24 protein-coding genes are annotated in these 25,439 nt (G+C 66.8%); 18 read left to right on the top strand and 6 right to left on the bottom strand.

Annotated elements, in window-relative coordinates; all coding sequences use genetic code 11:
- Nucleotides 1-90: 90 nt before the first annotated feature.
- The 3 genes from ACSQ24_RS11205 to ACSQ24_RS11195 are packed head-to-tail and all read right to left on the bottom strand — an operon-like array spanning nucleotide 91 to nucleotide 3,027.
- A complete protein-coding gene (locus tag ACSQ24_RS11205) occupies nucleotides 91-1,593 on the bottom strand; it encodes a tripartite tricarboxylate transporter permease (RefSeq protein WP_436094741.1) in 1,503 nt (500 codons plus the stop codon).
- Nucleotides 1,594-2,019: a tripartite tricarboxylate transporter TctB family protein gene (locus ACSQ24_RS11200; RefSeq protein WP_436094740.1), complete on the bottom strand. Its 426-nt coding sequence runs from the start codon at nucleotides 2,017-2,019 to the stop codon at nucleotides 1,594-1,596.
- 36 nt (nucleotides 2,020-2,055) lie between these two features.
- Nucleotides 2,056-3,027 (bottom strand): tripartite tricarboxylate transporter substrate binding protein, encoded by a 972-nt coding sequence (locus ACSQ24_RS11195; protein WP_436094739.1) that lies wholly within the window; start codon nucleotides 3,025-3,027, stop codon nucleotides 2,056-2,058.
- A 212-nt stretch (nucleotides 3,028-3,239) separates the two neighbouring features.
- On the opposite strand from ACSQ24_RS11195, the gene ACSQ24_RS11190 reads away from it, so the two are divergent.
- From ACSQ24_RS11190 to ACSQ24_RS11170, 5 genes are all read left to right on the top strand, one after another.
- Nucleotides 3,240-4,691: a bifunctional 2-methylcitrate dehydratase/aconitate hydratase gene (locus tag ACSQ24_RS11190; protein WP_436097874.1), complete on the top strand. Its 1,452-nt coding sequence runs from the start codon at nucleotides 3,240-3,242 to the stop codon at nucleotides 4,689-4,691.
- Between the two features lie 6 nt (nucleotides 4,692-4,697).
- Nucleotides 4,698-5,630 carry a methylisocitrate lyase gene (gene prpB, locus ACSQ24_RS11185; protein WP_436094738.1) on the top strand — a complete coding sequence of 311 codons (933 nt, stop codon included), beginning with the start codon at nucleotides 4,698-4,700 and terminating at the stop codon, nucleotides 5,628-5,630.
- Nucleotides 5,631-5,738: 108 nt separating this feature from the next.
- Nucleotides 5,739-6,689: a Bug family tripartite tricarboxylate transporter substrate binding protein gene (locus tag ACSQ24_RS11180; protein WP_436094737.1), complete on the top strand. Its 951-nt coding sequence runs from the start codon at nucleotides 5,739-5,741 to the stop codon at nucleotides 6,687-6,689.
- A 68-nt stretch (nucleotides 6,690-6,757) separates the two neighbouring features.
- Nucleotides 6,758-7,249, top strand: a complete 492-nt coding sequence (locus tag ACSQ24_RS11175; protein WP_436094736.1) for a tripartite tricarboxylate transporter TctB family protein — start codon at nucleotides 6,758-6,760, stop codon at nucleotides 7,247-7,249.
- 4 nt (nucleotides 7,250-7,253) lie between these two features.
- Complete coding sequence (locus ACSQ24_RS11170; RefSeq protein ID WP_436094735.1) at nucleotides 7,254-8,774, top strand: tripartite tricarboxylate transporter permease; 1,521 nt, start codon at nucleotides 7,254-7,256, stop codon at nucleotides 8,772-8,774.
- A 28-nt stretch (nucleotides 8,775-8,802) separates the two neighbouring features.
- Here the strand turns inward: ACSQ24_RS11170 and ACSQ24_RS11165 are convergent, their stop codons facing one another.
- The gene (locus ACSQ24_RS11165; RefSeq protein WP_436094734.1) at nucleotides 8,803-9,504 is read right to left on the bottom strand and encodes a GntR family transcriptional regulator; all 702 of its coding nucleotides are present in this window, start codon (nucleotides 9,502-9,504) and stop codon (nucleotides 8,803-8,805) included.
- A 122-nt stretch (nucleotides 9,505-9,626) separates the two neighbouring features.
- Nucleotides 9,627-10,088, bottom strand: a complete 462-nt coding sequence (locus ACSQ24_RS11160; protein ID WP_436094733.1) for an Lrp/AsnC family transcriptional regulator — start codon at nucleotides 10,086-10,088, stop codon at nucleotides 9,627-9,629.
- Between the two features lie 60 nt (nucleotides 10,089-10,148).
- Between ACSQ24_RS11160 and ACSQ24_RS11155 the strand changes: the two genes are divergently transcribed.
- The 11 genes from ACSQ24_RS11155 (at nucleotide 10,149) to ACSQ24_RS11105 (ending at nucleotide 22,225) form a co-directional block, all read left to right on the top strand.
- Nucleotides 10,149-11,603 carry a PLP-dependent aminotransferase family protein gene (locus tag ACSQ24_RS11155; RefSeq protein WP_436094732.1) on the top strand — a complete coding sequence of 485 codons (1,455 nt, stop codon included), beginning with the start codon at nucleotides 10,149-10,151 and terminating at the stop codon, nucleotides 11,601-11,603.
- Between the two features lie 132 nt (nucleotides 11,604-11,735).
- The gene (gene eutB / locus ACSQ24_RS11150) at nucleotides 11,736-12,764 is read left to right on the top strand and encodes a hydroxyectoine utilization dehydratase EutB (protein ID WP_436094731.1); all 1,029 of its coding nucleotides are present in this window, start codon (nucleotides 11,736-11,738) and stop codon (nucleotides 12,762-12,764) included.
- Nucleotides 12,761-13,774: an ectoine utilization protein EutC gene (gene eutC / locus ACSQ24_RS11145; RefSeq protein WP_436094730.1), complete on the top strand. Its 1,014-nt coding sequence runs from the start codon at nucleotides 12,761-12,763 to the stop codon at nucleotides 13,772-13,774. The genes eutB and eutC overlap by 4 nt, the downstream gene beginning before the upstream one ends.
- Complete coding sequence (gene doeA, locus ACSQ24_RS11140) at nucleotides 13,771-14,949, top strand: ectoine hydrolase DoeA (RefSeq protein WP_436094729.1); 1,179 nt, start codon at nucleotides 13,771-13,773, stop codon at nucleotides 14,947-14,949. Before eutC ends, doeA begins: the two co-directional genes overlap by 4 nt.
- 4 nt (nucleotides 14,950-14,953) lie before the next feature.
- The gene (gene doeB / locus ACSQ24_RS11135) at nucleotides 14,954-15,967 is read left to right on the top strand and encodes a N(2)-acetyl-L-2,4-diaminobutanoate deacetylase DoeB (RefSeq protein ID WP_436094728.1); all 1,014 of its coding nucleotides are present in this window, start codon (nucleotides 14,954-14,956) and stop codon (nucleotides 15,965-15,967) included.
- Nucleotides 15,968-16,073: 106 nt separating this feature from the next.
- Nucleotides 16,074-16,925, top strand: a complete 852-nt coding sequence (gene ehuB / locus ACSQ24_RS11130) for an ectoine/hydroxyectoine ABC transporter substrate-binding protein EhuB (RefSeq protein ID WP_436094727.1) — start codon at nucleotides 16,074-16,076, stop codon at nucleotides 16,923-16,925.
- Nucleotides 16,926-17,009: 84 nt separating this feature from the next.
- Nucleotides 17,010-17,675, top strand: coding sequence for an ectoine/hydroxyectoine ABC transporter permease subunit EhuC (gene ehuC, locus ACSQ24_RS11125; protein ID WP_436097873.1), 666 nt, complete (start codon nucleotides 17,010-17,012; stop codon nucleotides 17,673-17,675).
- 10 nt (nucleotides 17,676-17,685) lie between these two features.
- A complete protein-coding gene (gene ehuD / locus ACSQ24_RS11120; protein ID WP_436094726.1) occupies nucleotides 17,686-18,378 on the top strand; it encodes an ectoine/hydroxyectoine ABC transporter permease subunit EhuD in 693 nt (230 codons plus the stop codon).
- Nucleotides 18,375-19,154, top strand: a complete 780-nt coding sequence (gene ehuA, locus ACSQ24_RS11115) for an ectoine/hydroxyectoine ABC transporter ATP-binding protein EhuA (protein WP_436094725.1) — start codon at nucleotides 18,375-18,377, stop codon at nucleotides 19,152-19,154. The genes ehuD and ehuA overlap by 4 nt, the downstream gene beginning before the upstream one ends.
- A 135-nt stretch (nucleotides 19,155-19,289) precedes the next feature.
- Nucleotides 19,290-20,798 (top strand): NAD-dependent succinate-semialdehyde dehydrogenase, encoded by a 1,509-nt coding sequence (locus tag ACSQ24_RS11110; protein ID WP_436097872.1) that lies wholly within the window; start codon nucleotides 19,290-19,292, stop codon nucleotides 20,796-20,798.
- Between the two features lie 35 nt (nucleotides 20,799-20,833).
- Entirely contained in the window at nucleotides 20,834-22,225 is a 1,392-nt protein-coding gene (locus ACSQ24_RS11105; protein ID WP_436094724.1) for an aspartate aminotransferase family protein, read from the top strand.
- 147 nt (nucleotides 22,226-22,372) lie between these two features.
- Here ACSQ24_RS11105 and ACSQ24_RS11100 read toward each other — a convergent pair whose 3' ends face one another.
- Nucleotides 22,373-23,266, bottom strand: a complete 894-nt coding sequence (locus ACSQ24_RS11100) for a LysR substrate-binding domain-containing protein (protein ID WP_436094723.1) — start codon at nucleotides 23,264-23,266, stop codon at nucleotides 22,373-22,375.
- A gap of 108 nt (nucleotides 23,267-23,374) precedes the next feature.
- Here ACSQ24_RS11100 and psrA point away from each other — a divergent pair, with 108 nt between their 5' ends.
- On the top strand, nucleotides 23,375-24,463 hold the full coding sequence (gene psrA / locus ACSQ24_RS11095; protein ID WP_436094722.1) for an iron-containing alcohol dehydrogenase PsrA: 1,089 nt from the start codon (nucleotides 23,375-23,377) through the stop codon (nucleotides 24,461-24,463).
- Between the two features lie 76 nt (nucleotides 24,464-24,539).
- Complete coding sequence (gene phnD / locus ACSQ24_RS11090; RefSeq protein ID WP_436094721.1) at nucleotides 24,540-25,415, top strand: phosphonate ABC transporter substrate-binding protein; 876 nt, start codon at nucleotides 24,540-24,542, stop codon at nucleotides 25,413-25,415.
- Nucleotides 25,416-25,439 lie beyond the last annotated feature (24 nt).

The raw sequence follows: 25,439 nt of genomic DNA, 5'->3' as shown, positions 1-25,439 counted from the left end.
CGACATGACGGCGGTAGCGGCTCTTGCCTGTCGTCCCAAGGTTTGCGGCCTCGGCGGCGTGACGCTGAGCGTGAACGGGGAGGATGGCGTTCAGATCTCGCTCGGAGCCGCAGCGCGGCCTCGCTGCAATTGCCCGACGAGCGGCCAAGCTATGGCGAGGAGCGCCAGAACCCAGAGGATGATGCTCGTCGGTGTCGAGAACAGGATCTCGTACCCGCCATCCGAAAGCGATAGCGCGCGGCGGAAATTGTCCTCGAGCAGGCGGGCGAGGACGAAGGCCAGGAGCAGCGGGATCAGCGGAATACCGACCTTCCGCAACACATAAGCGATGACGCCGATGGCGGTGGTGATGATGAGCTCGAATGCCGAGTTCGAGACGGCATAGACGCCGGCATAGGACAGGGCGAGGATGCCGGGATAGAGAATCCAGGCCGGCACCAGGAGCAGCCGCGCGAACAGCCCGACCAGCGGCAGGTTGAGCACCAGCAGCATCAGGTTGCCGATGTACATCGAGGCGATCAGGCCCCAGGCGACCTCCGGACGCTGCGTGAACAGCAGCGGGCCGGGCGTGATCGAGTACATCAGGAAGGCGCCCAGCATCACCGCGGTCGTGCCCGAGCCGGGAATGCCGAGCGCCAGCAGCGGCACCATCGAGGCGGTCTGCGCCGCATTGTCGGCGGTTTCCGGTGCTGCGAGGCCGCGCATGTCGCCCTTGCCGAAGGTGCCCTTGTCGGAGATGCGCTTCTCGGCGGTGTAGGCCATGGCCGAGGCGACCGAGGCGCCCGTGCCGGGAAGCACGCCAAGGAAGAAACCGAGGCCGCTCGCACGCAGCATGGCCGGCGTGCAGTACCGGATCTCCTTCAGCGACAAGCGGGCGCCATCGCCGGTGCGCGAGACGGCGCCGCTGACCATCCCCTCTGCCAGGACGAGGATTTCGGCGACGGCGAAGAGACCGATGGTCAGGCTGGTGAAATCGATGCCGCCGAGCAGTTCGAGTGAGCCGAAGGTGAAGCGCTCGACGCCGGAGCCGCCATCGATGCCGACCATGGCGAGCAGCAGGCCGAGCGCGACCGCGATCCAGGTCTTTACGGCCTTGCCTTCGCCCATCGTGCCGAGCAGCGCGAAGGACAGAACCATCAGCGCGACGTAATCCGCCGGGCCGAACGACAAAGCGAGGCGCGCCAGCGGCACGGCGAGGAAGGTCATCAGGATGACGGCGCTGGTGCCACCGACGAAGCTGCCGATGCCGCTGATCGCCAGCGCGGCGGCGCCGCGCCCCGCCTTGGCCAGCGGGTAACCGTCAAGCGTCGTCATCACCAGCCCGGGATCGCCGGGAATGTTGAGCAGGATCGAGGAGATGCGACCGCCATAGCCGCTGCCGTAATAGAGTCCGGCGAGCAGGATCAGCGCCGTCTCGGGTGGCAGCTTCAGGGCAAAGCACAGCGGCAGCAGCAGCGCCACGGCGTTGATCGGCCCGATGCCGGGCAATGCGCCGATCGCGGTGCCGAGCGCGACACCGGCGAAGGCGACGGCGAGGTTGAGCGGGGTGAGCGCGACCTGGAAGCCGGTCAAAAGGGCAGACAAAGCGTCCATCTAGATCCCCAGCGGCCCGCGCGGCAGCGGCAGGTCGAGCACCTTGTCGAGCAGCAGGAAGAAGACCACGGCCGTCGCAATGGCAGAGACGGCGGCCGGAAGCGGCCTGGCATGGAAGGCGAGAGAGGCCACGAAGCACAACAGCGCTGTCGCCATGATGAAGCCGATCGGCAGGAGCAGGAGTGGATAAACCAGGCTCGCGGCGAGTACCGCGAGCGCACGCGGCCAGGTGCCGAATTCCAGCTCCACCCTACCCGGGCGGATCGCGAGAACGCAGCCGGCCAGGACCAGGACGGCGCCGATGATGGTGGGGAAAACCCGCGGCCCGATAGGGTCGGCGGCGAACGGCACATGCAGTGTCTGCGCGTGCCAGATCGCTCCGCCGCCGAGCAGGATGCAGGTCAATCCGACCAGACGGTCGATCATGGCGTCATTGCCTTGGCTTCGAGGGCAGGTACGGCGCTATTTGGCGAGACCGACCTCGATCGCCAGCGCGCGGAAATCGGCCGTCCGCTTCTTGGCGAATGCGTCGAAGTCCGGCCCGATCATGTCGAACTCGAACAGCCCCTGCTCGGTGCGTGCCTTCTGCCAACGCGGGTCGGCGTTGAGCTTGGCGAGGATGCCCGTCCAGTAGGCATAGGACGCTTCCGGTGCCTTCGGGGGCGCATAGAAGCCGCGCACAATCGGCCACTGCACGTCGTAGCCCTGCTCCTTCGCGGTCGGGATTTCGGCGAAGGCTCCCGGCAGGCGCTTGTCAGAGAAGGTCGCCAGCAGCCGAATTTCGCCGGCCTCGAGCTGGCCGCGCACCTCCGAGGCATCGCCTGGGAAAAGGTCGATATGGCCGCCGATCAGCGCCCCTATGGCCTCGCCGCCGCCCTCATAGGACAAATAGCGCATCTTGCGCGGGTCGACGCCGGCGGCTTTCAGGACGAGCGCCGGCTTCATCCAGTCCTGGCTGCCGACCGTGCCGCCAGCCCCGACCTTGACCGAAGCAGGGTCCTTCTTCAGTGCGTCGACGACATCGCCGAGCGATTTGAAGCGGCTGTCCTTGCGTACGGCGAGCACGCCGTAATCGGCGCCGATCGCGCCGAGCCAGCGCACATCGGATTCGTTGAAGCGGCCGAACTTGCCCTGGGCGAGATTGACCCAGGAACCGGTCGAGACCGCGACGATGACGTTCGGATCGGCGGCGCGCTGCGCCTGGATGTTGTTGTAGGCGATCGCGCCGATGCCGCCCGGCAGATTGGTGGTGCGGATCGACGGGCCGACCAGCCCGGTCTCGTTCATCATGCGGCTGGTCAGCCGGCAGGTCAGGTCGAAGCCGCCGCCCGGCGCGGCGGGTGCGATGCATTCGGGGTTCTGGGGCTGAAACTGCTGCGCCTGCGCGGCTGCCGACAGCATGACGGCGCAACAGACGGCGATCGATGTCCTCATCAGGTTTCCTCCAGCCCTTTAGTTTTTGTCGTTGGCGACCGGCTATGCCCGGACATGCGCCGGAGCCAGATTGCGACTAACCAATTATTGTCGACAATTTTGAGATTAATGATCCGATCAAGCTTGTCAAACATCAATTACGGTGCAATTTGTGTCGACAATAAATGCCTGTCGCAGAAAGCGAGCGGAGCGATGCGAGGAATGGCCTGACGATGGCGAGCTTCAACAACAACGAGCGGCCGGCCCCGGACGGCGTACTGGTCGACATCGCCGACTATGTCCTGAGCTATCGCGTCGACAGCGCGCTCGCCTACGAGACCGCCCGCAACTGCCTGATCGACACGCTCGGCTGCGGCCTCGAGGCGCTCGAGTATCCGGCCTGCACCAAGCTGCTCGGCCCGGTTGTCCCGGGCACCGTCGTGCCGAACGGCGCCCGCGTCCCCGGCACGCCCTATCAGCTCGACCCGGTCCAGGCGGCCTTCAACCTCGGCACCATGATCCGCTGGCTCGACTTCAACGATTGCTGGCTGGCGGCCGAATGGGGGCATCCCTCCGACAATCTCGGCGGCATCCTCGCCGTGGCCGACTGGCTGTCGCGAACCGCGGTCGCCGCCGGCCGGGCGCCGCTGAGTATGCGCGACGTGCTGACCGCGATGATCAAGGCCCACGAGATTCAGGGCTGCCTGGCGCTGGAGAACGCCTTCAACAAGGTCGGCTTCGACCATGTCATCCTGGTCAAGGTCGCCTCGACCGCGGTGGTGGCGGGCCTGCTCGGGCTCAGCCGCGACGAGATCGTCAATGCGCTGTCGCTGGCCTTCGTCGACGGCCAGGCGCTCCGGACCTATCGCCATGCGCCGAATGCCGGCTCGCGCAAGAGCTGGGCGGCGGGCGATGCCACGAGCCGGGCGGTGAAGCTCGCCTTGATCGCCCAGACCGGCGAGATGGGCTATCCGTCGGCGCTGACCGCCAAGACCTGGGGCTTCTACGACGCCTCGTTCCGCGGCCAGAGCTTCAAGTTCCAGCGCCCCTACGGCTCCTATGTCATGGAGCACGTGTTGTTCAAGATCTCCTACCCGGCCGAATTCCATTCCCAGACCGCGGTCGAAGCGGCGATGAGCGTGCAGGAGCAGCTGCGTGCGACGGGACGAAGCAGCGACGATATCGCCTCGATCAGGATCCGGACCCATGAGGCCTGCATCCGCATCATCGACAAGAGCGGCCCGCTGCACAATCCGGCCGATCGCGACCACACCATCCAGTACATGGTCGCCGTGCCGCTGATCTTCGGCCGGCTCACCGCGTCCGACTACGAGGACGACGTCGCCGCCGATCCGCGCATCGATGCGCTGCGCGACAAGATCGAGTGCGTCGAGGACCCCGCCTTCACCCGCGACTACCACGACCCCGACAAGCGCTCGATCGCCAACGGCATGACCGTGACGCTGAAGGACGGCACGGTGCTGCCCGAGCTCGTGGTCGAGTACCCGATCGGCCACAAGCGCCGCCGTGCCGATGGCATCCCGCTGCTCGAGGCGAAGTTCCGCACCAATCTCGCCCGACGCTTCGTCGAGAAGCGCCAGCACCAGATCCTCGACGTCTCGCTGAATCAGGCGAAGCTCGAGGCGATGCCGGTCCACGACTACGTCGATCTCTACTGCAGCTGAGCGCCCATGCCCTATCTCGTCGCCTCCGAACTGCCTTCCGAGCCGGCCGGCCAGCGTTTCCGGGCGCTGATCGAGCGCGGCAGCATCCTGCGCCTGCCCGGCGCGCATAACGGCATGGCCGCGCTGCAGGCCAAGGCCGCCGGCTTCGAGGGCTTGTACCTCTCGGGCGCGGCGATGACTGCGTCGATGGGCCTGCCTGACCTCGGCATCATTACCGTCGACGAAGTCGCCTTCTTCATCCGCCAAATCGCCCGTGCCAGCGGCCTGCCGCTGCTGGTCGATGGCGACACTGGTTATGGCGAGGCGCTGAACGTCATGCACATGGTGCGCGTCTTCGAGGAGGCCGGCGCCGGCGCGGTCCATATCGAGGACCAGCTGCTGCCGAAGAAATGCGGCCACCTCAACGACAAGAAGCTCGCCGACATCAATGACATGGCGGCCAAGGTCGCGGCCGCCGCCAAGGCGCGCCGGCACCTCTACCTAGTCGCCCGCACCGACGCTGCGGCGAGCGAGGGCATGGATGGCGCGGTCGCCCGCGCCAAGCTCTATCTCGAGGCCGGCGCCGACGCGATCTTCCCGGAGGCGCTGAACACGGCCGAGATGTTCCGCGAGTTCGCCCGGCGCGTGCCCGGCGTGCCGCTGCTCGCCAACATGACCGAATTCGGCCGCACGCCCTTCTTCACGGCCGACGAGTTCGAGGCGATGGGCTACCGCATGGTGATCTGGCCGGTCTCGTCGCTGCGGGTCGCCAACAAGGCGCAGGAAAAGCTCTACGCCGCGCTCGCCCGCGATGGCGGCACCCACGCCATGGTCGAGCAGATGCAGACCCGCGCCGAATTGTACGGAGCGATCGGACTGCACGAGTACGAGGCGCTCGACGCTTCGATCATTGAAACGATCATCCCCGAGGGAATGCCGCCGCGCGAGCGCAGCGCATGACGACGATCGCGGCAGCCGGAGTGATCCTGCTGCCCGCATCCGCGCCCGGCGCGGCAAGAGACGACCGACCGGACAAGGCGGCGTAACGGACAAAGGGAGGAGAAAACGATGCTGAAGCGTTTGACGATGGCTGGCGCGCTGGTGCTCGCGCTCGGCGCGGTGACGGCCTCGGCCGATCCGGCGAAGGTCATGATCCCCGCCAACCCCGGCGGCGGCTGGGACGGGGCCGGCCGCCACACCATGGCGGCTTTCGCCCAGTCGAAGGTGTTCGCGGACGGTGCGTCCTTCACCAACAAGGGCGGCGCGGCCGGCACGATCGGCCTCGCCGAATTCGTCCGCACGGCCAAGGGCGACGATAACGCCCTGCTGGTGACCGGCGTCATCATGGTCGGCGGCGTCATCACCAACAAGACGCCGGTTTCGCTGGCGGATACGACACCCCTGCTCCGACTGACCAACGAATACAACGCCATCGCGGTGCCGGCGAACTCGCCTATCAAGACGTCGCAGGATTTCATCGCGGCGCTCAAGGCCGATCCGAGCGCGCTCTCGGTCGGCGGCGGCTCGGCCGGCGGCGCCGACCACGTCATGCTGGCACTCCTCGCCAAGCAAGCGGGCGCGCCCGTCGCCAAGATCAACTTCGTCTCCTTCTCGGGCGGCGAGATTCTGGCCGCGCTCGGCGGCGGCAAGATCAAGGCAGCGATCTCGGGCGCCTCGGAGTTCCGTCAGTTCGCCGAGTCCGGGCGCATCCGGATCATCGCAGTGTCCGGGCCGACGCGCGTGGACGGCATCAATGCGCCGACGCTGAAGGAATCCGGCATCCCGGTCGAGATCGGCAACTGGCGCGGCTTCGTCGGCGCGCCCGGCATGAGCGACGGTGCCAAGAAGCTCTGGCTCGAGCGCTTCGCCAAGCTGCATGAGACACCGGCCTGGAAGGAAACTTTGAAGACTCAGGGCTGGGAGGACGCCTATCTCCCCGGCGACAAGTTCAATGCCTTCCTCAAGGAAGAGGAAGCGAACTGGACGAGCGCGCTCAAAGAAGTCGGCATCCTGAAATAGCCTCTCGCCAACGGTACGCGTGCCTAGCCGTGTGCCGTTCGACATCCGGTTCAAGGGAGCGGACGCACATGCCGGCAATCGAAGAGGCACCGCCGCGAGGGCGCCGATCGAAGCCGTGGTGGCTTGGACTGGCGCTCGCGATCATGGGCGCGCTCTGGCTCAACGGTGCGCGCGGCATCGCCTCGACGACGAATTATATCGGTCTCGGTCCGGCGGCAATCGTGCTCGCCGTCGGGCTCGGTCTCGTGTTCCTCGGGATCCTTCTGATCCTGCAGGCGCTGCGCGGCGATTTCCGCGCCGTCGATGACGAGGCCGAGGCGCCGCCGTCCCGCGCAGCCTTCTTGCTCGCGCTGGCGGGGGTCGCCATTCCACTGCTCACGATGCGCTGGCTCGGCTTCCCACTCACGGCGATGCTGGCCTTCGCTCTCGTAACCCATGGCTTCGGCTCGCGCCGCACCATCCTCGATCTCGCGATCGGCTTCGTGCTGGGCGCTGCCGCCTGGTTCGGCTTCTCCCGCCTCGGGATCAGCCTCGGCGGCTTCCTGCCGCTGCTCGGGTGACCTGATGGACATCCTGAACCAGCTCATCGGCGGCTTTGCCGTCGCACTCCAGCCGATCAACCTGTTCTGGGCCTTCATCGGCTGCGCGCTCGGCACCGCAGTCGGCGTCCTGCCCGGGATCGGCCCGGCCTTGACCATCGCGCTGCTGCTGCCGGTGACGGCGCAGGTCAATCCGGCCTCGGCCTTCATCATGTTCGCCGGCATCCTCTACGGCGCGCTCTATGGCGGCTCGACGACCTCGATCCTGCTCAACACGCCGGGCGAGAGCGGCTCGGTGATGACCGCGATCGAAGGCAACCGCATGGCGCGCAAGGGGCGCGGCGCCGCGGCACTGGCGACGGCGGCGATCGGCTCCTTCGTCGCCGGCACGGTCGGCACGCTCGCCCTCACCTTCCTCGCCCCCGCCATCGCCGAGCTCGCCTTCGTCTTCGGGCCCGAGGACTATTTCGCGCTGATGGTGCTGTCCTTCACCTCGGTCGCGGTGGTGATGGGGCGCTCGCTGGTGCGCGGCTTCGCCGCGCTGTTCTTCGGCCTCGCGCTGGGAACGATCGGCATCGACACCCAGACCGGTCAGACGCGCATGGTCTTCGGCATGCTCGAACTGCTCGACGGCGTCTCTTTCACGGTCGTGCTGGTCTCGCTCTTCGCCATCGGCGAGACGTTCTATGTCGCCAGCCGCCACGCCTCGGCGCCGGCCGCGATCAACCCGCTTTCCGGCGGCCACTGGATGACGCGGCAGGACTGGGCGCGCTCCTGGAAGCCCTGGCTGCGCGGCAGCGTCATCGGCTTTCCGATCGGCGCTCTCCCGGCCGGCGGCACCGAAATCCCGACCTTCCTGTCCTATGCGCTGGAACGCCGCCTGTCGAAGCATCCGGAGGAATTCGGTCATGGCGCCATCGAAGGCGTCGCCGGGCCGGAAGCCGCCAACAACGCCGCCGCCGCCGGCATCCTCGTGCCGCTGCTGACGCTCGGCCTGCCTTCGACCGCGACGGCCGCGGTCCTGCTCGCCGCCTTCCAAAACTATGGGCTGCAGCCCGGGCCGATGCTGTTCGCGACCAACCCCGATCTGCTCTGGGGCCTGATCGCCTCGCTCTATATCGGCAACCTGATCCTGCTCATCCTCAACCTGCCGCTGGTCGGCATCTGGGTCCGGCTGCTGCTGATCCCCCGCCACTACATCTATGGCGGCATCGTCGTCTTCGCGCTGGTCGGCGTCTGGGGGCTTTCGACCTCGTGGATGGATCTTGCCCTGATGTGCGGGCTGGGGCTGATCGGCTATGTCGCCCGCGTCTATGATTTCCCGATCGCGCCCGTGCTGATCGGCCTGATCCTCGGCCCGCAGGCCGAGATCCAGCTGCGGCGGGCCCTGGCGGTCAGCCAGGACGACTGGAGCGTGCTGGTCGGCACGCCGATCTCCGCCTCGCTGCTCGCCATTGCAGCGCTGGTCCTCGTGGTGCCGCCGCTGCTCGCCTATCGGCGCCGGCAGGCTGTACCGGGCAGTGAGCAGCCCGCTTCGGCAGGCTGACCAGCCAGCGGAGCGACGCAAGTCCGGCTCAGGGTGACGGGCTGCGCCGGCGCTTGGCCGGCCGTGCCGTCTCCACGCTCGCAAGCGCAGTCTGGAGCGCCATCCGGGCCGCGCGGATATGGCGGCGCATCAGGATTTCGGCGAGTTCGCCGTCGCGGCGGCTGATCGCTTCCGTGATCCTCAGATGCTCCTGCCAGGCTTCGCGGCCACGGCCGGGCACGGTCGAATGCAGCCGCCGGCACAGGCGCAGGCGCGGATAGAACTGCTCGCAGAGCAACTCGGCCAGGATAGGATTGCCGCTGCCCTTGGCGATCCGGCGATGGAAGTCGGCTTCGGGCTCGTCCTGGAGATAGGCGCCCGTCGGATTGCGCTCGATCTCGCCGCGGTGCCCCTGGACCAGCGCCTCCAGCGCCGCGATCTCCTCGTCGTTCATGCTCTCGGCAGCCAGGCGGGCGGCCATGCCCTCGGTCGCCTCGCGCACATCGAGGAGCGCCAGGAATTCGGCTGCGCTGGGCTCCGCGACGCGCGCGCCCTGATTGGCGACGTAGGTGACCAGGCCGCGCTCCTGCAGCCGGCGGATAGCCTCACGGACAGGTGCCCGGCTGATTCCATGGCGGCGCGCGATCGCCGGTTCACTCAGCTTCTCGCCGGGTGCGATCTCGCCGGTCACGATCGCGCTGGTCAACGCCTCGTAGAGCTTGTCGCCAATTCCGGATCTGCCGGTCGGCACCAAGTCCAGGAGTTCGGCGATGTCTGGCTTACCGGAGATTGGTATTGCCACTGTCATTACCCCAGAAGATCACGATTTGCGGGTGACACAAAATGCGCCCGGACGAGGCCCTGGCCGTATCGCTATCCAGGGAGATACGCATGGGCGGTCGGGATGCTCTTGGTCACGACATAGGTATAGTACCGCTCGATCCCGATCATGGGCTCGAGCAGCCGGTCGATCAGGCGCTGATAGCTGTCGATGTCGGGAACGACCACCCGCATGATGTAGTCGATGCCGCCGCCGGTGGCGTCGCAGGCGACGATGGCAGGCTCCCTCGCCACCGCCTCCTCGAAGCGGCGAAAATCCGCTTGCTGGTGGCTCTTCAGGCTGATCTCGACGATCACCGTGGTGCGTGGCGTGTCGGGTTCCAGATCGACGATCGCGGTGTAGCCCTTGATCACGCCGGCCTCTTCCATCCGGCGCAGCCGCTCCCAGCAGGCGGCGGGTGACAGCGCGACCGTTTCGGCGAGCTTGAGCTTGGTCATGCGGCCGTCGCGCTGCAGAGCGGCGACGATCTTGAGGTCGATGGGATCGAGCTTCATCTTCGGTGACCGCGCGTGCATAATGTCATGAACAATGTTTCCTAAGAACGAGACAATCCCATGCTTCGTCAAGCCGATCGGCCTTCGGGCAACAGGCTCTCCCCAGCTCTGGAGAAGGCTGTCGCGTGGCAGCCCACCCTGACGAAGCAGAAGGGCGCGACCAAGCACGCCGCGCTGACCGAGCGCATCATCGCCGACATCAATGCCGGCGTCCTGAAGCCGATGGACCGGATGCCGACGCATCGCGACCTTGCGCGCGAGCTCGGCATCTCCGTGCAGACCGTCAGCCTCAGCTACAAGGAAGCCGAGCGCCTCGGCTATCTCAGTGGCGAGGTTGGGCGCGGAACCTTCGTGAAGAGCCGCGTCACCGAGCAGGCGGGGCGGCTGATGCTCGACCGCAGCCCGACAGAGGTCGTCGATCTCTCGATCGTGCGCGGGGTCTATCTCGACGCGCATGAGACGGCCTCGCGCCAGGCATTGGCGGCCTTGGCCGAGGACGACAACGGCGCCTTCATGCGGCCTTGCCGGCCGATCGCCGGCCTCGACCGCCATCGCGAAGCCGCGCGCCTCTGGCTTGCACCGCTCGGCGTCGAAACGGCCGTCGAGCGCGTTCTGGTCACCAACGGTGCCGCGCATGCGCTCTTCCTGGCGCTGGCCTGCGTGGTCCGGGCCGGCGATCTCGTCCTGACCGAGAATCTGACCGATCATGGCGTCATCGGCCTCGCCAACATCCTCGGCTTCAGCCTGAAGGGTCTGCCGACCGACGAGGAGGGCATTCGCCCCGATGCGTTCGAGGCCGCTTGCCGTGCCGGCAGCGTGCGTGCGCTCGTCCTGATCCCGACGCTCAACAACCCGACGAGCCATGTCGCCGGACCCGAGCGTCGCCGCGCCATTGCCGAGATCGCGCAGCGTCATGGTGTCTTCGTCGTCGAGGACGAGGTCTACAAGCCGCTCATCGAGGAGCCGTTGCCCTCGATCACGGCGATGCTGCCCGAGCTCGGCTTCTTTCTCACCAGCTTCACCAAGGCGGTGCTGACCGGCCTGCGCGTCGGCTACCTGGTCGTGCCGCCGCAATACTCGATCCGCGCCACCTCGATCCTGCGCGTCACGAGCTGGAGCGGCACCTATCTGCCGGCCGAGATCGCGACGCGTTGGGTCGAGGACGGCACGGCGCAGAGGCTGCTCGCCATCCAGCGCAAGGAGGCGATGGCGCGCCAGCGCATCGTCGCGGAGACGCTCGGGAGCCATGTCGCGTCGAGCCACCCGCTCTCGCTCTGCGCCTGGCTCAAGGTGCCGGCGCATTGGACCGAGGACAGCCTGGTCCGCTCGCTCGCCGACAGGCGCATCGCGGTGACGCCGTCCGATCCCTTCGTGGCCGGCACTGGCCATGGCGGCGGCATCCGCATCTGCCTCGGCGGGCGGGTGAGCCATGAGTTGCTGGCCCGGACGCTGACGACCGTGAGCCAGACCTTCGAGCAGCTTCCGCCGGTCTTCGATATCGGCGCGATCGGTTGAGCGGCAGCGACGTCCGACGGCGCGGCTTTCCGCGCCGTCGTGGCATCTGCACGCGCATATCACGATTGGATCATGACAATATAATAATTGACATGAAATTTTCTCCCTCGCAGCATGACAAGCGAGAGGGGAATGACGGTGATCAAACCGCATCTTGCAATCGTCGAGGCAGACCACCTGGCCACGCCGCCGGCGTTGGTCGCTCTGCCCGACATCCAAGCCGCCGCAGCGCGCATCGCCGGCCGGGTGGCGCGCACGCCGCTCGTCGCCTCACCGTCCCTGAGCCGCCTTTGCGGCCAGCCCGTCCACCTCAAACTCGAAACCCGCCAGCCGATCGGCGCCTTCAAGCTTCGTGGCGCGATGAATGCGGTGCTGGCACTGGACGAAGAACAACGCCGGCACGGCCTCGTGACCGCGTCCACAGGCAATCACGGCCGCGCCGTTGCCTACACCGCCCGGGAACTCGGCCTTCACGCCACGATCTGCATGTCGGCGCTGGTGCCGGCCAACAAGGTCGAGGCGATCCGCTCGCTCGGCGCCGAGATTCGCATCGTCGGCCGCTCGCAGGACGATGCGCAAATCGAGGTCGAGCGGCAGGTTGCAGAGCGAGGGCTCATTCCGATCCCGCCCTTCGACCATCCGGATGTCGTGGCGGGTCAGGGCACGATCGGCCTCGAACTGGTCGAGGACCTGCCCGAACTCGCTCTGGTGCTGGTGCCCTTGTCGGGCGGGGGCCTCGCCGGTGGAATCGCAGCCGCGATCAAGGCGTTGCGCCCGAAGGCTCGTGTCATCGGCATCTCGATGGAGCGTGGCGCCGCCATGGTCGCGGCGATCGCGGCTGGCCGGCCGGTCGAGGTGGTCGAAGAGGAAACGCTGGCGGATTCGCTCGGCGGCGGTATCGGCCTTGCCAACCGTGTCACCTTCGCCCTGTGCCGCGACCTGCTCGACGAAGTCGTGCTGCTGAGCGAGACGGAGATCGCCGCGGGCATCCGCCACGCTGCACGCGAGGAAGGCGAGATCGTCGAGGGGGCCGGCGCGGTCGGTATCGCGGCCCTGCTTGCCGGCAAGGTCCGCCCGCACGGGCCGACGGCGATCATCGTCTCGGGACGCAATATCGACGACGCCGGGCACCGGCGCATCGTCTCCGGAGCCGCCGCATGAGCCGCATGCACGTCCTCACCGAGGCGGAACTGCGCCGCGTCGTCAGGCTCGATCTGAGCGCGGTTGCCTGTGTCGAGGAAGCCTTCGCAGCGCTTGCGACCAAGGCCGTCGCCATGCCGCCGATCCTGCGGCTCGACATCCCCGAGTATCGCGGCGAGGTCGACGTGAAGACGGCCTATGTGCCGGGCCTCGACGGTTTCGCGATCAAGGTCAGCCCCGGCTTCTTCGACAATCCCAAGCTCGGTCTGCCCAGCCTGAACGGGCTCATGATCCTGTTCAGCACCCGGACCGGGCTGGTCGAGGCGCTGCTCCTGGACAATGGCTACCTCACCGATGTCAGGACGGCTGCGGCCGGCGCCGTCGCGGCGCGCCATCTCGCCCGGCCGGATGCGGCGGTCGCTGCCATCCTCGGCGCCGGCATGCAGGCGAGACTCCAGCTCGAAGCGCTGGCGCTGGTACGGCCGATCCGCGAGGCACGGATCTGGGCGCGCGACCAGGAGAAGGCGAACGAGGCCGCAAGCGAGCTCTCCCGCAAGCTCCGCATTCCCGTCACCGCCCTCCCCAATCCCCAGGCCGCTGTGCGAGGCGCCGATGTCATCGTCACCACGACGCCGGCCGAGCAGCCGATCCTGATGGCCGATTGGCTCGAGCCGGGGCAGCACATCACCGCAATGGGCTCCGACAGCGAGCACAAGAACGAGATCGACCCGGCCGTCTTCGCCCGCGCCACCTATGTCGCCGACCGCCTCACGCAGACGCGCCGCCTCGGCGAGCTCGCTTCAGCGATCCGTGCCGGCCTCGCCACGGACGACCAGTCTTTCGCTGAACTGGGCGACGTCATCGCCGGCAAACGCGCCGGCCGGACGCGCGCCGACGAGATCACCCTGGCCGACCTGACCGGCACCGGCGTGCAGGATACGGCGATCGCCAATCTCGCCGCCGCCCGCGCCCGCAATGCTGGCGCCGGGCAGACCATCAATACCAAGGCCGAAGCGGGAGACGCCGCGTGACTGTGACCCTGAATTTCACGCGCGAGGAATATGCCGAGCGCCTCGCCAAGACCCGTGCCGCGATGGAGCGGGCCGGTATCGAGCTGATGATCGTCACCGATCCGTCCAATATGCATTGGCTCACCGGCTATGATGGCTGGTCGTTCTACGTCCATCAGTGCGTGCTGGTGCCGCCCACCGGCGAGCCGATCTGGTATGGCCGCAAGCAGGATGCGAACGGCGCCAGGCGCACCGCCTATCTCGGCCATGACAACATCATCGGCTATCCCGACCACTATGTTCAGTCGACCGAGCGCCATCCGATGGATCTGCTGGCGCAGATCATCGCCGAGCGCGGCTGGGACAAGCTCTCTATCGCCGTCGAGATGGACAATTATTACTTCACGGCGGCGGCCTTCGCCTCGCTGCAGACGCATCTGCCGAATGCCCGCTTCAAGGATGCCGGTGGGCTGGTGAACTGGCAGCGCGCGGTCAAGAGCAAGACCGAGCTCGACTACATGCGCAAGGCCGGCCGCATCGTCGAGCTGATGCACCAGCGCATCGTCGAGGTCGCCTGCCCCGGCATGCGCAAATGCGACCTCGTCGCCGAGATCTACGATGCCGGCATTCGCGGCACGACCGAATTCGGCGGCGACTACCCGGCGATCGTGCCGCTGCTGCCCTCGGGCGCCGATGCCTCCGCCCCACACCTGACCTGGGACGACAAGCCGATGCGATCAGGTGAAGGCACCTTCTTCGAGATCGCGGGCGCCTATAAGCGCTACCACTGCCCGCTGTCGCGCACCGTCTTCCTGGGCAAGCCGACGCAAGCCTTCCTCGACGCCGAGAAGGCGACGCTCGAAGGCATGGAAGCCGGTCTCGCCGCGGCCAAGCCTGGCAACACCTGCGAGGACATCGCCAATGCCTTCTTCGCGGTGCTGAAGCGGTACGGCATCATCAAGGACAACCGCACGGGTTATCCGATCGGGCTGTCCTATCCGCCCGATTGGGGCGAGCGCACCATGAGCCTGCGCCCCGGCGACCGGACCGAGCTCAAGCCCGGCATGACCTTCCATTTCATGACCGGCCTCTGGCTCGAAGATATGGGCCTCGAGATCACCGAAAGCATCGCGATCACTGAGAGCGGCGTCGAATGCCTGTCGAACGTGCCGCGCCAGCTCTTCGTAAAGGCGTGAGCGCATGCTGACCGCCTCGCCCCGCCCCTCCCCGGTGACGCCCACGATCGATCTGTCGGCGCAAGGCGTCCAGCATGGTCACTTACGCCTGCCTTATAGCCGCGACGACAGCGCCTGGGGCTCGGTGATGATCCCGATCTGCGTCGTCGCGAATGGTAGCGGCCCGACCGCGCTTTTGACCGGCGCCAACCATGGCGACGAATACGAAGGGCCGGCGGCGCTGTTCGAGCTCGCGCGCGTGCTCGATCCGGCTGAGGTTTCGGGCCGGGTCATCATCGTGCCGGCGCTGAACTATCCCGCCTTCCGGGCCGGGACGCGGACCTCTCCGATCGACAAGGGCAATCTCAACCGCAGCTTTCCCGGCCGGCCGGATGGCAGCGTCACCGAGAAGATCGCCGACTACGTCACACGCCATCTCGTGCCGCTCGCCGATATCGTGCTCGACTTCCATTCCGGCGGAAAGACGCTCGACTTCCTGCCTTATGCCGCGGCGCACGAACTGCCGGACAAGGCACAGGAGGCGCGCTGCTTTGCGGCGGTCGCCGCCTTCTCCGCGCCCTACTCGATGAAGATGCTGGAGATCGACGCTGTCGGCATGTTCGACACCACCGTCGAGGAGATGGGCAAGGTTTTCGTCACGACCGAACTCGGTGGCGCCGGAACCGCGAGCGCCCGCAGCATCGGCATCGCCCGGCGCGGCGCCGCCAATCTCCTGAAGCATGCCGGCATCCTCGCCGGAGCGCCCGAGACTACCCCGACCCGCTGGCTCGACATGCCCTCCAGCGACTGCTTCGCCTTCGCCGGGGAAGACGGGCTCATCGCCTTCGAGCGCGATCTCGGCGAGCCCGTGCGTGCGGGCGAGATGATCGCGCGGCTCTACCCTGTCGGCAGGACCGGGCTCGCCCCGGCTGAATATCGCGCTGCCATGGACGGCGTCCTCGCCGCGCGCCACGTCCCCGGGCTGATCAAGGCGGGCGACTGCCTCTCCGTCCTAGCCGTGCTGACGGAGGCGCCCTGACCCATTCGGCCGGGAGACCGGCCCAAGCCAAACCGCCGGCGCAAAGACGCCAGGTAAGCCGAAGCAATCGGCATGCGGAGAAACATCAACCAGAGGAGAATTGCACATGCCGTTTCTGAAGATTGCGGGACTCTCCGCCACAGCTCTCGCCATCGGTCTCGCCGCCGCCGGCGCCACCACGCTCAAAGACGTCAAGGACCAGGGTTATATCCGCGTCGCGACCGCCAATGAGGTGCCCTATTCCTACATGAAGGATGACGGGACCTCGGCCGGCATCGGGCCCGACGTCGCCAATGCCGTGCTGAAGAAGCTCGGCGTCGCCGAGGCCAACTGGTCCGTCACGCCGTTCGGCACGCTGATCCCCGGTCTCAAGGCCAAGCGCTTCGATTTCGTCGCCGCCGAGCAGAACATCTCGCCAGAGCGCTGCAAGCAGGTCTCCTTCTCCGAGCCGAACTCCTCCTATGGCGAGGGCTTGCTGGTGAAGAAGGGCAATCCGAAGAAGCTGACGACTTATGCCGACATCGCCAAGGATCCGGCGTTGAAGGTCGCGGTCGTGTCCGGCGCGAACAATATCGACTTCCTGCGCGCCGTCGGCGTCAAGGACAGCCAGGTGATCTTCATCACCGCCAATGCCGACGCGCTCGCCACCGTGCAGAGCCGCGCCGACGCCTATGCCGCGACCGAGCTCACCGTCGCCTCGCTCGCCAAGGGCCAGGCCAATGTCGAGCAGGTCGCGCCCTTCACCGACCCGGTGGTCAACGGCAAGCCGGTCCGCAATTTTGGCGGCTTCGCCTTCCGGCCCGAGGACAAGGAGCTGCGCGACGCCTTCAATGTTGCCCTCGTCGAGTTCCGCAAGAGCGACGAGTACAAGAAGATCCTCGGCAATTACGGGCTGTCCGAGGCCAGCATCAAGGCGGCGGCGGAGCGCAAGGTCGAGGACCTTTGCGCCGGCAAGTAAGGCGCTGATCGAGATCGTTCCGCCCGCCCAGGCGGCGGGCGGAACTCTGCGCCCATGTTCGACGCTCTTGCGGGAGTCTGCTGGATGGAGTGGCTGTCCTATCTGCCTGCGCTGTCGCGCGGCGCACTCGTCACCGCGGCGATCACGCTCTCGGCGATCGCGATCGGCGCCGTCGCCGCCTTCGTGGCCGGCATTGCCCGGGTCGAGGGTGGGCGCCTGCTGTCGATGGTTGCGCTCTGCTATACCGAGCTCTTCCGCGGCACATCGCTGCTCGTCCAGCTGTTCTGGTTCTACTACGCCCTGCCGCTCGTCGGCATCAGTTTCGAGCCCGTCGCCACCGGCATTCTCGTCCTCTCCCTGCATGTCGGCGCCTATGGCTCCGAGATCGTGCGCGGCGCGCTGCAATCGGTCTCCGCGCAGCAGCACGAGGCGGCGCGGGCGCTGAATTTCGGCCGCGCCCAGACGCTTCTCCATATCACCCTGCCGCAGGCGCTGGTCGAGATGATGCCCGCCTTCGGCAATCTCGCCATCGAGACCCTGAAGCTCTCGTCGCTGGTCTCGCTGATCTCGATCGCCGACCTGACCTTCCGCGCGCAGTCGATCCGCAACCTCACCCTCGATAGCGCCGGCGTCTACAGCCTGACGCTCGTCGGCTACTTCGCGATGTCGCTGGTGCTGATGCTGATCATGCGGCTGATCGAGCGATGGGCCCGGCGCGGCGCGGCCTTCCCGCGCGCGGCGCATTCGTGAGGCTGACGGCATGATGTACGGCTTCGAATGGGATACGACGACGCCGCTGAGCTACGCGTCCTCGATCCTGCCGATCATCCTCATCGGGCTCACCGTGACACTGCAGGCCGCCGCGGCCGGCTTTGCGATCGCGTTGGTGCTCGGCCTCGTCTTCGCGCTGTTGCGCCGCAGCCGGCTCGCGGCCGTATCCTGGACGACGGCCGTCATCGTCGAGTTCCTGCGCGACACGCCGCTCTTGGTGCAGCTCTTCTTCCTCTACTACGTGCTGCCGGATTACGGGGTGACGCTGCCGGCTTTCCTCACCGGGGCGCTCGCGCTCGGGCTGCAATATTCGGCCTATACCTCCGAGGTCTATCGCGGCGGCATCGAGGCCGTGCCGCGCGGGCAATGGGAGGCCGCGACCGCGCTGAACCTCTCCCGGCTGCAGACCTACCGCGACATCGTCGTGCCGCAGATCGTGCCGCGCATCCTGCCGGCGATGGGCAACTATCTCGTCGCCATGATCAAGGAGACGCCGGTGCTCTCCGTCGTCACCGTGCTCGAGATGATGGGGCTCGCCAACATGATCGGCGAGCGCACCTTCGAATATCTCGTCCCGCTGACGCTGGTCGGCGTGATCTTCCTCCTCCTCACGCTGATCTGCTCGGCCGGCCTGCACCGGCTGCAGAAGGCGCTGCCGAAAGCAGGGATCCCGCTGCGATGACCGAGACTCCCCAGGCGCCCATCATCGAGTTCGCCGGAGTGACCAAGCGCTTCGGCGCCTTGACGGTGCTCGACGATTTCAACTTCAGCGTCGCCCGCGGCGAGAAGGTCACGCTGATCGGCCCGTCCGGCTCGGGCAAATCGACGGTGCTGCGCATCCTGATGACGCTGGAGCCGTTCCAGGAGGGCCGGCTGACCCTCGCCGGCATGCCATATCACGAGGAGGGCGGCCATGGTCCGTTCAAAGCGTCGGACGGGCATCTGCGCCAGATCCGCAGCCATGTCGGCATGGTCTTCCAGAGCTTCAACCTGTTTCCGCACATGACCGTGCTGCGCAATGTCGTCGAGGCGCCGCTGCGCGTGCTCGGCCTGCCACGCGGCGAAGCCGAATGCCGGGCCGTCGACCTGCTCGCCATGGTCGGGCTCGCCGACAAGAAGGACCATTATCCGGCGCAGCTTTCCGGCGGCCAGCAGCAGCGCGTCGCCATCGCCCGGGCGCTCGCCATGCGGCCACGTGTCCTGCTCTTCGACGAGCCGACCTCGGCACTCGACCCGCAACTCGTCGGCGAGGTGCTCTCCGTCATCCGCGGCCTCGCCAGCGAGCATGACCTCACCATGCTGCTCGTCACCCATGAGATGCGCTTCGCCCGCGAGGTCTCCGACCGGGTCTGCTTCTTCGACAAGGGCCGTATCTGCGAGCAGGGCGAGCCCGAGCGCATCTTCAGCGCGCCCGAGCAGCCGCGCACCCGCGAGTTCCTGGCCTCGGTGCTGGGATGACCCGGCGCCGACACTCTGTCGGCGCTGCCTCGAACTTCCGAGACTCCTTCGGCGTGAAGCCGGCACTTCGAAGACAGTCCCGCCACCGTTCCGCCTAGGCTCGTCGTCAGCCGAGGGAGGATGGTCATGAACGCAATGACGAGCACGGCAAGGCGGGAAGCCACGATCGCCAAGCCTGCCGAGCACCCCGGCCTGTCGCGCCTCGCCGATCGGCGCCTGCTGCGGCAGCTTTCCTATATCGACGGGCGCTGGACCGCCGCGCCCGACGGGGAGGCCTTCCCGGTGACCGACCCCGCGACCGGCGCCCTCGTCGCGCAGGTCGCGGCGCTCGGGGCGAACGAAGCTACGCGGGCTATCGATGCAGCTCATGCGGCCTTCCCGGCCTGGAAGGCACTGCTGCCGCAGGAGCGTGCTGCGCTGCTGCGGCGCTGGCATGCGCAGATGCTGGCAGCGGCTGAAGACCTCGCGCTGCTGATGACGCTGGAACAGGGCAAGCCGCTGGCGGAATCGCGCGGCGAGATCGCCTATGCCGCCGACTTCATCGCCTATTACGCTGAGGAAGCGCTGCGCCTGAATGTCGAGGGCCTGACCAGCCACCTGCCGGGCGCACAGATGTCGCTCTCCCGTGAGCCGGTCGGCGTCGCAGCCTTGCTGACGCCCTGGAATTTCCCTTCCGCCATGCTGACGCGCAAGGCCGCGGCCGCGCTCGCCGCCGGCTGCACCATCGTCGCCCATCCCTCGTCGCATACGCCGCTCTCGGCGCTGGCCCTGGCCGAACTCGCCGACCGCGCCGGATTGCCGGCGGGCGTCTTCAACGTCGTCACCGGCGAGGCCGCACCGATCGCCGAGACCTATTGCGCCGATATCCGCGTGCGCGCCGTCAGCTTCACCGGCTCGACCGAGATCGGCCGCATCGTCGCTCGCAATGCGGCCGCGACCGTCAAGCGCGTGGTCATGGAGCTCGGCGGCCATGCGCCGTTGGTCGTCTTCGACGATGCCGATCTCGACCGCGCCGTCGCGATCGCGATCGATGCCAAGTTCGCGACATCCGGGCAGGATTGCCTCGCGGCCAACCGGATTTATGTGCAGCGCGGTCTCTACGAACGCTTCTGCGCCGCCTTCGCCGAAAAGGCCGCGGCGCTGCGGGTCGGGGCCGGCCTGGAGGACGGCGTCGAGATCGGGCCCCTGATGCACGCCGCAGCAAAGCGCAAGGCCGAAGCCCAGATCGTCGATGCGCTGGCGCGCGGCGCAAGGCGGCTGACACCGGAGCGCGCCATGCCCGGCCCGCTCTTCCTGGCGCCGACCGTTCTCGCCGACGTGCCGGACGAGGCGCTGATCATGTGCGAGGAGACCTTCGCGCCGGTCGCGGCCATCGCTCCCTTCGACAGCGAGGACGAGGTCGTCACCCGTGCCAACGATACCGAATACGGCCTCGTCGCCTATGTCGTGACGCGCGATGGTGCTCGCGCCGCACGAATGGCCAGGACGCTCGATTACGGCATGGTCGCGGTCAACCGCGTCAAGATCACCGGTGCGCCGATCCCCTTCGGCGGCGTGAAGCAGTCCGGCCTCGGCCGCGAGGGCTCGCGCCACGGCCTCGAGGCCTTCACCGACCTCAAATATGTCTGCCTCGATCTGAACTGAGGCGCCGTTTCCCGCTTCCACGAAGGATTATCGTCATGCTCGACCAGCCCGCCCGCACCGACAACGAACTGGACGCCTGGGACCGCGACCATTTCTTCCATCCCTCGACGCATATGGGCCAGCATGCCCGGGGCGAGACGCAAAACCGCATCATCACCGGCGGCGAGGGCGTCTACATCGTCGATCGCGACGGCAAGAGAAGCCTCGACGCCTTCGCCGGCCTCTACTGCGTCAATGTCGGCTATGGCCGCAAATCGATCACCGATGCAATCGCCGAGCAGGCAGCGAAGCTGCCCTATTACCACGCCTATGTCGGCCACGGCTCCGAGCCGTCGATCAGACTAGCCAAGATGGTTATCGACCGCGCGCCCAAGGGCATGAGCCGGGTCTTCTTCGGCCTCTCGGGCTCGGATGCCAACGAGACCAATCTCAAGCTGGTCTGGTACTACAACAATGTCCTGAAGCGGCCGGAGAAGAAGAAGATCATCTCGCGCTGGCGCGGCTATCACGGCTCGGGCGTGATGACTGGCAGCCTCACCGGCCTCGCCGCCTTCCACAATCTCTTCGACCTGCCGAAAGCCCCGGTGCTGCACACCGAGGCGCCCTATTATTTCCGCCGCGCCGATCGCAGCATGAGCGAGGAGGCGTTCTCGCAGCATTGCGCCGACAAGCTCGAAGAGCTGATCCAGGCCGAGGGGCCGGAGACCATCGCCGCCTTCATCGGCGAGCCGGTGCTCGGCACCGGCGGCATCGTGCCGCCGCCCGCCGGCTATTGGGCGAAGATCCAGGCGGTGCTCAGGAAGCACGACATCCTGCTGATCGCGGACGAAGTCGTTACCGGTTTCGGCCGTCTCGGCAGCATGTTCGGCTCGGACCATTACGGCATCGAGCCGGACCTCATCACCATCGCCAAGGGCCTGACCTCGGCCTATGCGCCGCTATCTGGCGTCATCGTCTCGGAGACGCTTTGGCGGGTACTGGAGCAGGGTTCGGACGAATTCGGCCCGATCGGCCATGGCTGGACCTATTCTTCGCATCCGCTCTGCGCCGCCGCCGGCGTCGCCAATCTCGAACTCGTCGACGAGCTCGATCTCGTCCGCAATGCCGGCGAGGTCGGCGCTTATTTCAACGCGGCGCTGAAGGATGCGGTCGGCGGCCATCGCCATGTCGGCGAGGTCCGCGGCGAGGGCTTGCTGGCGGCGGTCGAATTCGTCCGCGACAGGGACGATCGCGTCTTCTTCGACGTATCGGAAAAGGTCGGTCCGCGCATTGCCGCCGCCCTGCTGGAACAGGGCGTCATCGCCCGCGCCATGCCGCAGGGCGATATTCTCGGCTTTGCCCCGCCGCTATGCCTGACCAGGCAGGAGGCCGATGAGGTTGTCGGTGCAACGCGACGCGCAATCGAAGCGGTGACGGCAACGCTCTAGCGCCAATCCGGATACTGGAAACGACTCGCGAGCGGACGAAGGCAGGGCAACCTCACTGAGGACGTATCTGCCGAAGGGAACTGCGGATTTCTTACGAAACGAGGGCAATTCCTACCTGAAACGCGCCGATCGCAGACATTCACCACATCATGATCTGCGCGTGTCGGCATCAAAAGCATCGCGCGTACGGTGAACCACATCGAGAAAGGCCTTGATGATCCGGCCGTTCTCGCGCTGTTTCATCACCACGACGTGCGCGTAGGTGTAGACCTCGGCCCCGTCGATCGGGATCAGCTTCAGGGTCTCGTCCGGAACGAACTCGGCCTCTGAGACATAGCTGATCCCGAGCCCGCGGATCACCGCCTCGCGGACGGCCTCGCGGCTACCGATCTCCATGACCAGCCTGGGCCTGGTGCCCGTCTCGGCCAGCGCTCCCTCCAGAGCGCGCCGCGTCGTCGACCCCTGTTCGCGCGCGATCATCGGCTCGCCTTCGAGCTCCGGCAGCCGGATGCTGCGGCGCCCGGCAAAGCGATGATCGCGTCGCACGAAGATCGCCACCGGATGGCGGCGATAGGGAATGGTCAGGAGCCTGTCGTCCTCATCGATGTAAGCGAGGACCGCAACGTCGCATCGGTAGGCAACGAGGTCGTCGAGCACCTCGGTGGAGTTGCCGATCTTCACGGCGAGCTCGATGCCCGGATAGGCCAGGTTGAAGGCTGCGAGCATCTCGGTGACGTGCACCGGCCCGACGGCGCCGATCGAAAGCCGGCCTGTCCTGAGCTCGCGCGACTCCGTCAGGAAGGCGAGCGCTTCGGCCTCCTCGGCGAACAGGCGGGTTGTGATCGCGAGAAGCTGGCGCCCGGTGTCGTTCAGTTCGCGCCGCCGGCCCCGCTTGACGAAGAGCTCGACGCCGAACTCCTCCTCCAGCGCCCCGACCTGCGCCGTCAAGGTCGGCTGGCTGATGTTGAAGGCGTCCGCGGCAGCGTTGAAACCGCCCGCACTTGCGACGTGGTGGAACGACCTGAGCTGGGTATAACGCATAGAGAATTACTATCCATTCCGAATAAAAAATCAATTTGTTATAGGAAGCGGGCTCTGTGAACATCCTCGTAACGAAGCCGGCAAGGCGCATTTTCGAGGATGGAACGCATGAACTGGGCGTACTGGAACCCCGTGAAGATCCGTTTCGGGTCCGGCCTGCTCGACGAGGTCGCGGGGCTGATCGGCAACCGCCGTTGGGCCCTCGTCACCTATGACCAGCCGCTCTTCCGCGAACTCTCCGTCCGGCTGACGGCTGTCGCCGGCGCGCCGGTCGTGTCGATCACCAACATCGAGACCAATCCGGATTGCGCCGATCTCGCCGAGTCCTGCCGTCAGTTCGGCGCGGCCGAGCCTGCCGAGGTCATCGTCGCGCTCGGCGGCGGCTCGATGATCGATGCCGCGAAGGTGCTGGCGGCCAGCGGCGGCGATTTCGAGACCGTGCGCCAGCATCTGGTCGAGAAGACGCCGCTCGACGAGACCACGATCATCCCGATCATCGCCGTGCCGACCACCGCCGGCACCGGCAGCGAGGTCACCTCCTGGGCAACGGTCTGGGACTCCGCCAATGGCAGCAAGTATTCGCTCGCCCATCCCAGGCTCTACCCTGAGACGGCAGTGCTCGACCCCATCCTGACGGTCGGCGCGCCGCGCGGCCTGACGCTCGCGACCGGGCTCGACGCCCTCTCCCATGCGCTCGAAAGCATCTGGAATGTCAACGGTAATCCGGTCTCGGCCAACTATGCGGTCGAGGCGGCGCGCGAGATCATCGACACGCTGCCACGCCTGCTGGAGCGACCGGGCGATGTCGAGCTCCGCTCGCGGCAGATGCGCGCCAGCCTGCTGGCGGGCCTCGCCTTCTCCAACACCAAGACGGCCCTCGCCCACAACATCTCCTACGACATCACGCTGAAGAGCGGCACGATCCACGGCATCGCCTGCTCCTTCTCGCTGCCGATGGTGATGCGTTGGGCGATGGGCGCACAGCCGCAATGCGATGCGGCACTGCGCCGGGTCTTCGGCCCCGATCTCGAAGCCGGCGCCGAGCGGCTCGGCGCCTTCCTCAGGGATCTCGGGGTCGCGACCGATCCTGACGCCTATGGCGTCTCCGCAACGGAGTGGAACCGCCTCGTCGGCAAGGCACTCGAAGGTGAACGCGGGCGCAACTTCATCGGACGGCAGGCGGCCATGGCCGCCTGAGATCAAGACGGGCGGCGACGCCCGCAACGGCTCACCGGCAGATCAAAAGATCGCCGGATCATCTTGGGAGGATGACATGACCATTTCGCGTCGGACGATTCTGACAAGTTCGCTGGCCGCAGGAGCGATGCTGGCAGCGCCGGCCCTGGTTCGCGCCCAGACCAAGCTGATCCGCGTCGGGCTGATCCCGTCGGAGGATTCGCGGGCGATGCTGGAATCAAGCGCGCAGCTCCTCGCTGCGCTGCAGAAGAATCTCGGCATCCCGGTCCAGGGCTTCGTCGCCTCGGACTATAACGGCGTGATCGAGGCGATGCGCTCGAACCATGTCGACGTCGCCTATCTCGGCCCGTTCTCCTATGTGCTCGGCACCACGGTCGCGGCCATCGAGGCCTTCGCGACCGCCGAGACGGCCAAGTCGAGCCGCAGCTATTATCGCAGCCAGATCATCGCGCGGAAGGATAGCGGCATCAGCGATTGGAAGGGCCTGAAGGGTCGTACCTTCGCCTTCGTCGATCCGTCCTCGACCTCGGGACACCTGTTCCCGAAAGCCGGACTGATGAAGCTTGGCTTCGATCCGGAGAAGGATTTCGGCCGCGTGCTTTTCACCGGCTCGCATGACGCCAACGCACTCGCCGTCGCCAACAAGCGCGTCGACGCCGCGACCATCGCCGACCGCATCCTCGATGCCGCCGTGCAGAAGAAGCTGGTCGATCGCGCCGACATCCACGTCGTCTGGGAGTCGGACCCGATCCCGGAATCGCCGACCTGCTGGCGCAAGAACCTGCCCGAGGATCTGAAGGCGCAGATCAAGTCCGCCTTCCTGAACATCCGGGACATCACCTGGGCTGACCAGGGCAAGCTCAACCGCTTCGTCGAGACCAACGACCAAGCCTACGACATCATTCGCGAAACGGCGAAGGTGCTGAAGCTCGATCTCACCAAGATGAAGTAGTCGCGAACGCGACCGGCGGAGGAA

Origin of the sequence: Allobosea sp. LjRoot237 (assembly GCF_964253285.1) — a bacterium.
In the GTDB taxonomy this organism is placed as follows: domain Bacteria; phylum Pseudomonadota; class Alphaproteobacteria; order Rhizobiales; family Beijerinckiaceae; genus Allobosea.
Note: the sequence above shows the minus strand (reverse complement) of the source record. Positions and strands in the feature narration are given on the sequence as shown.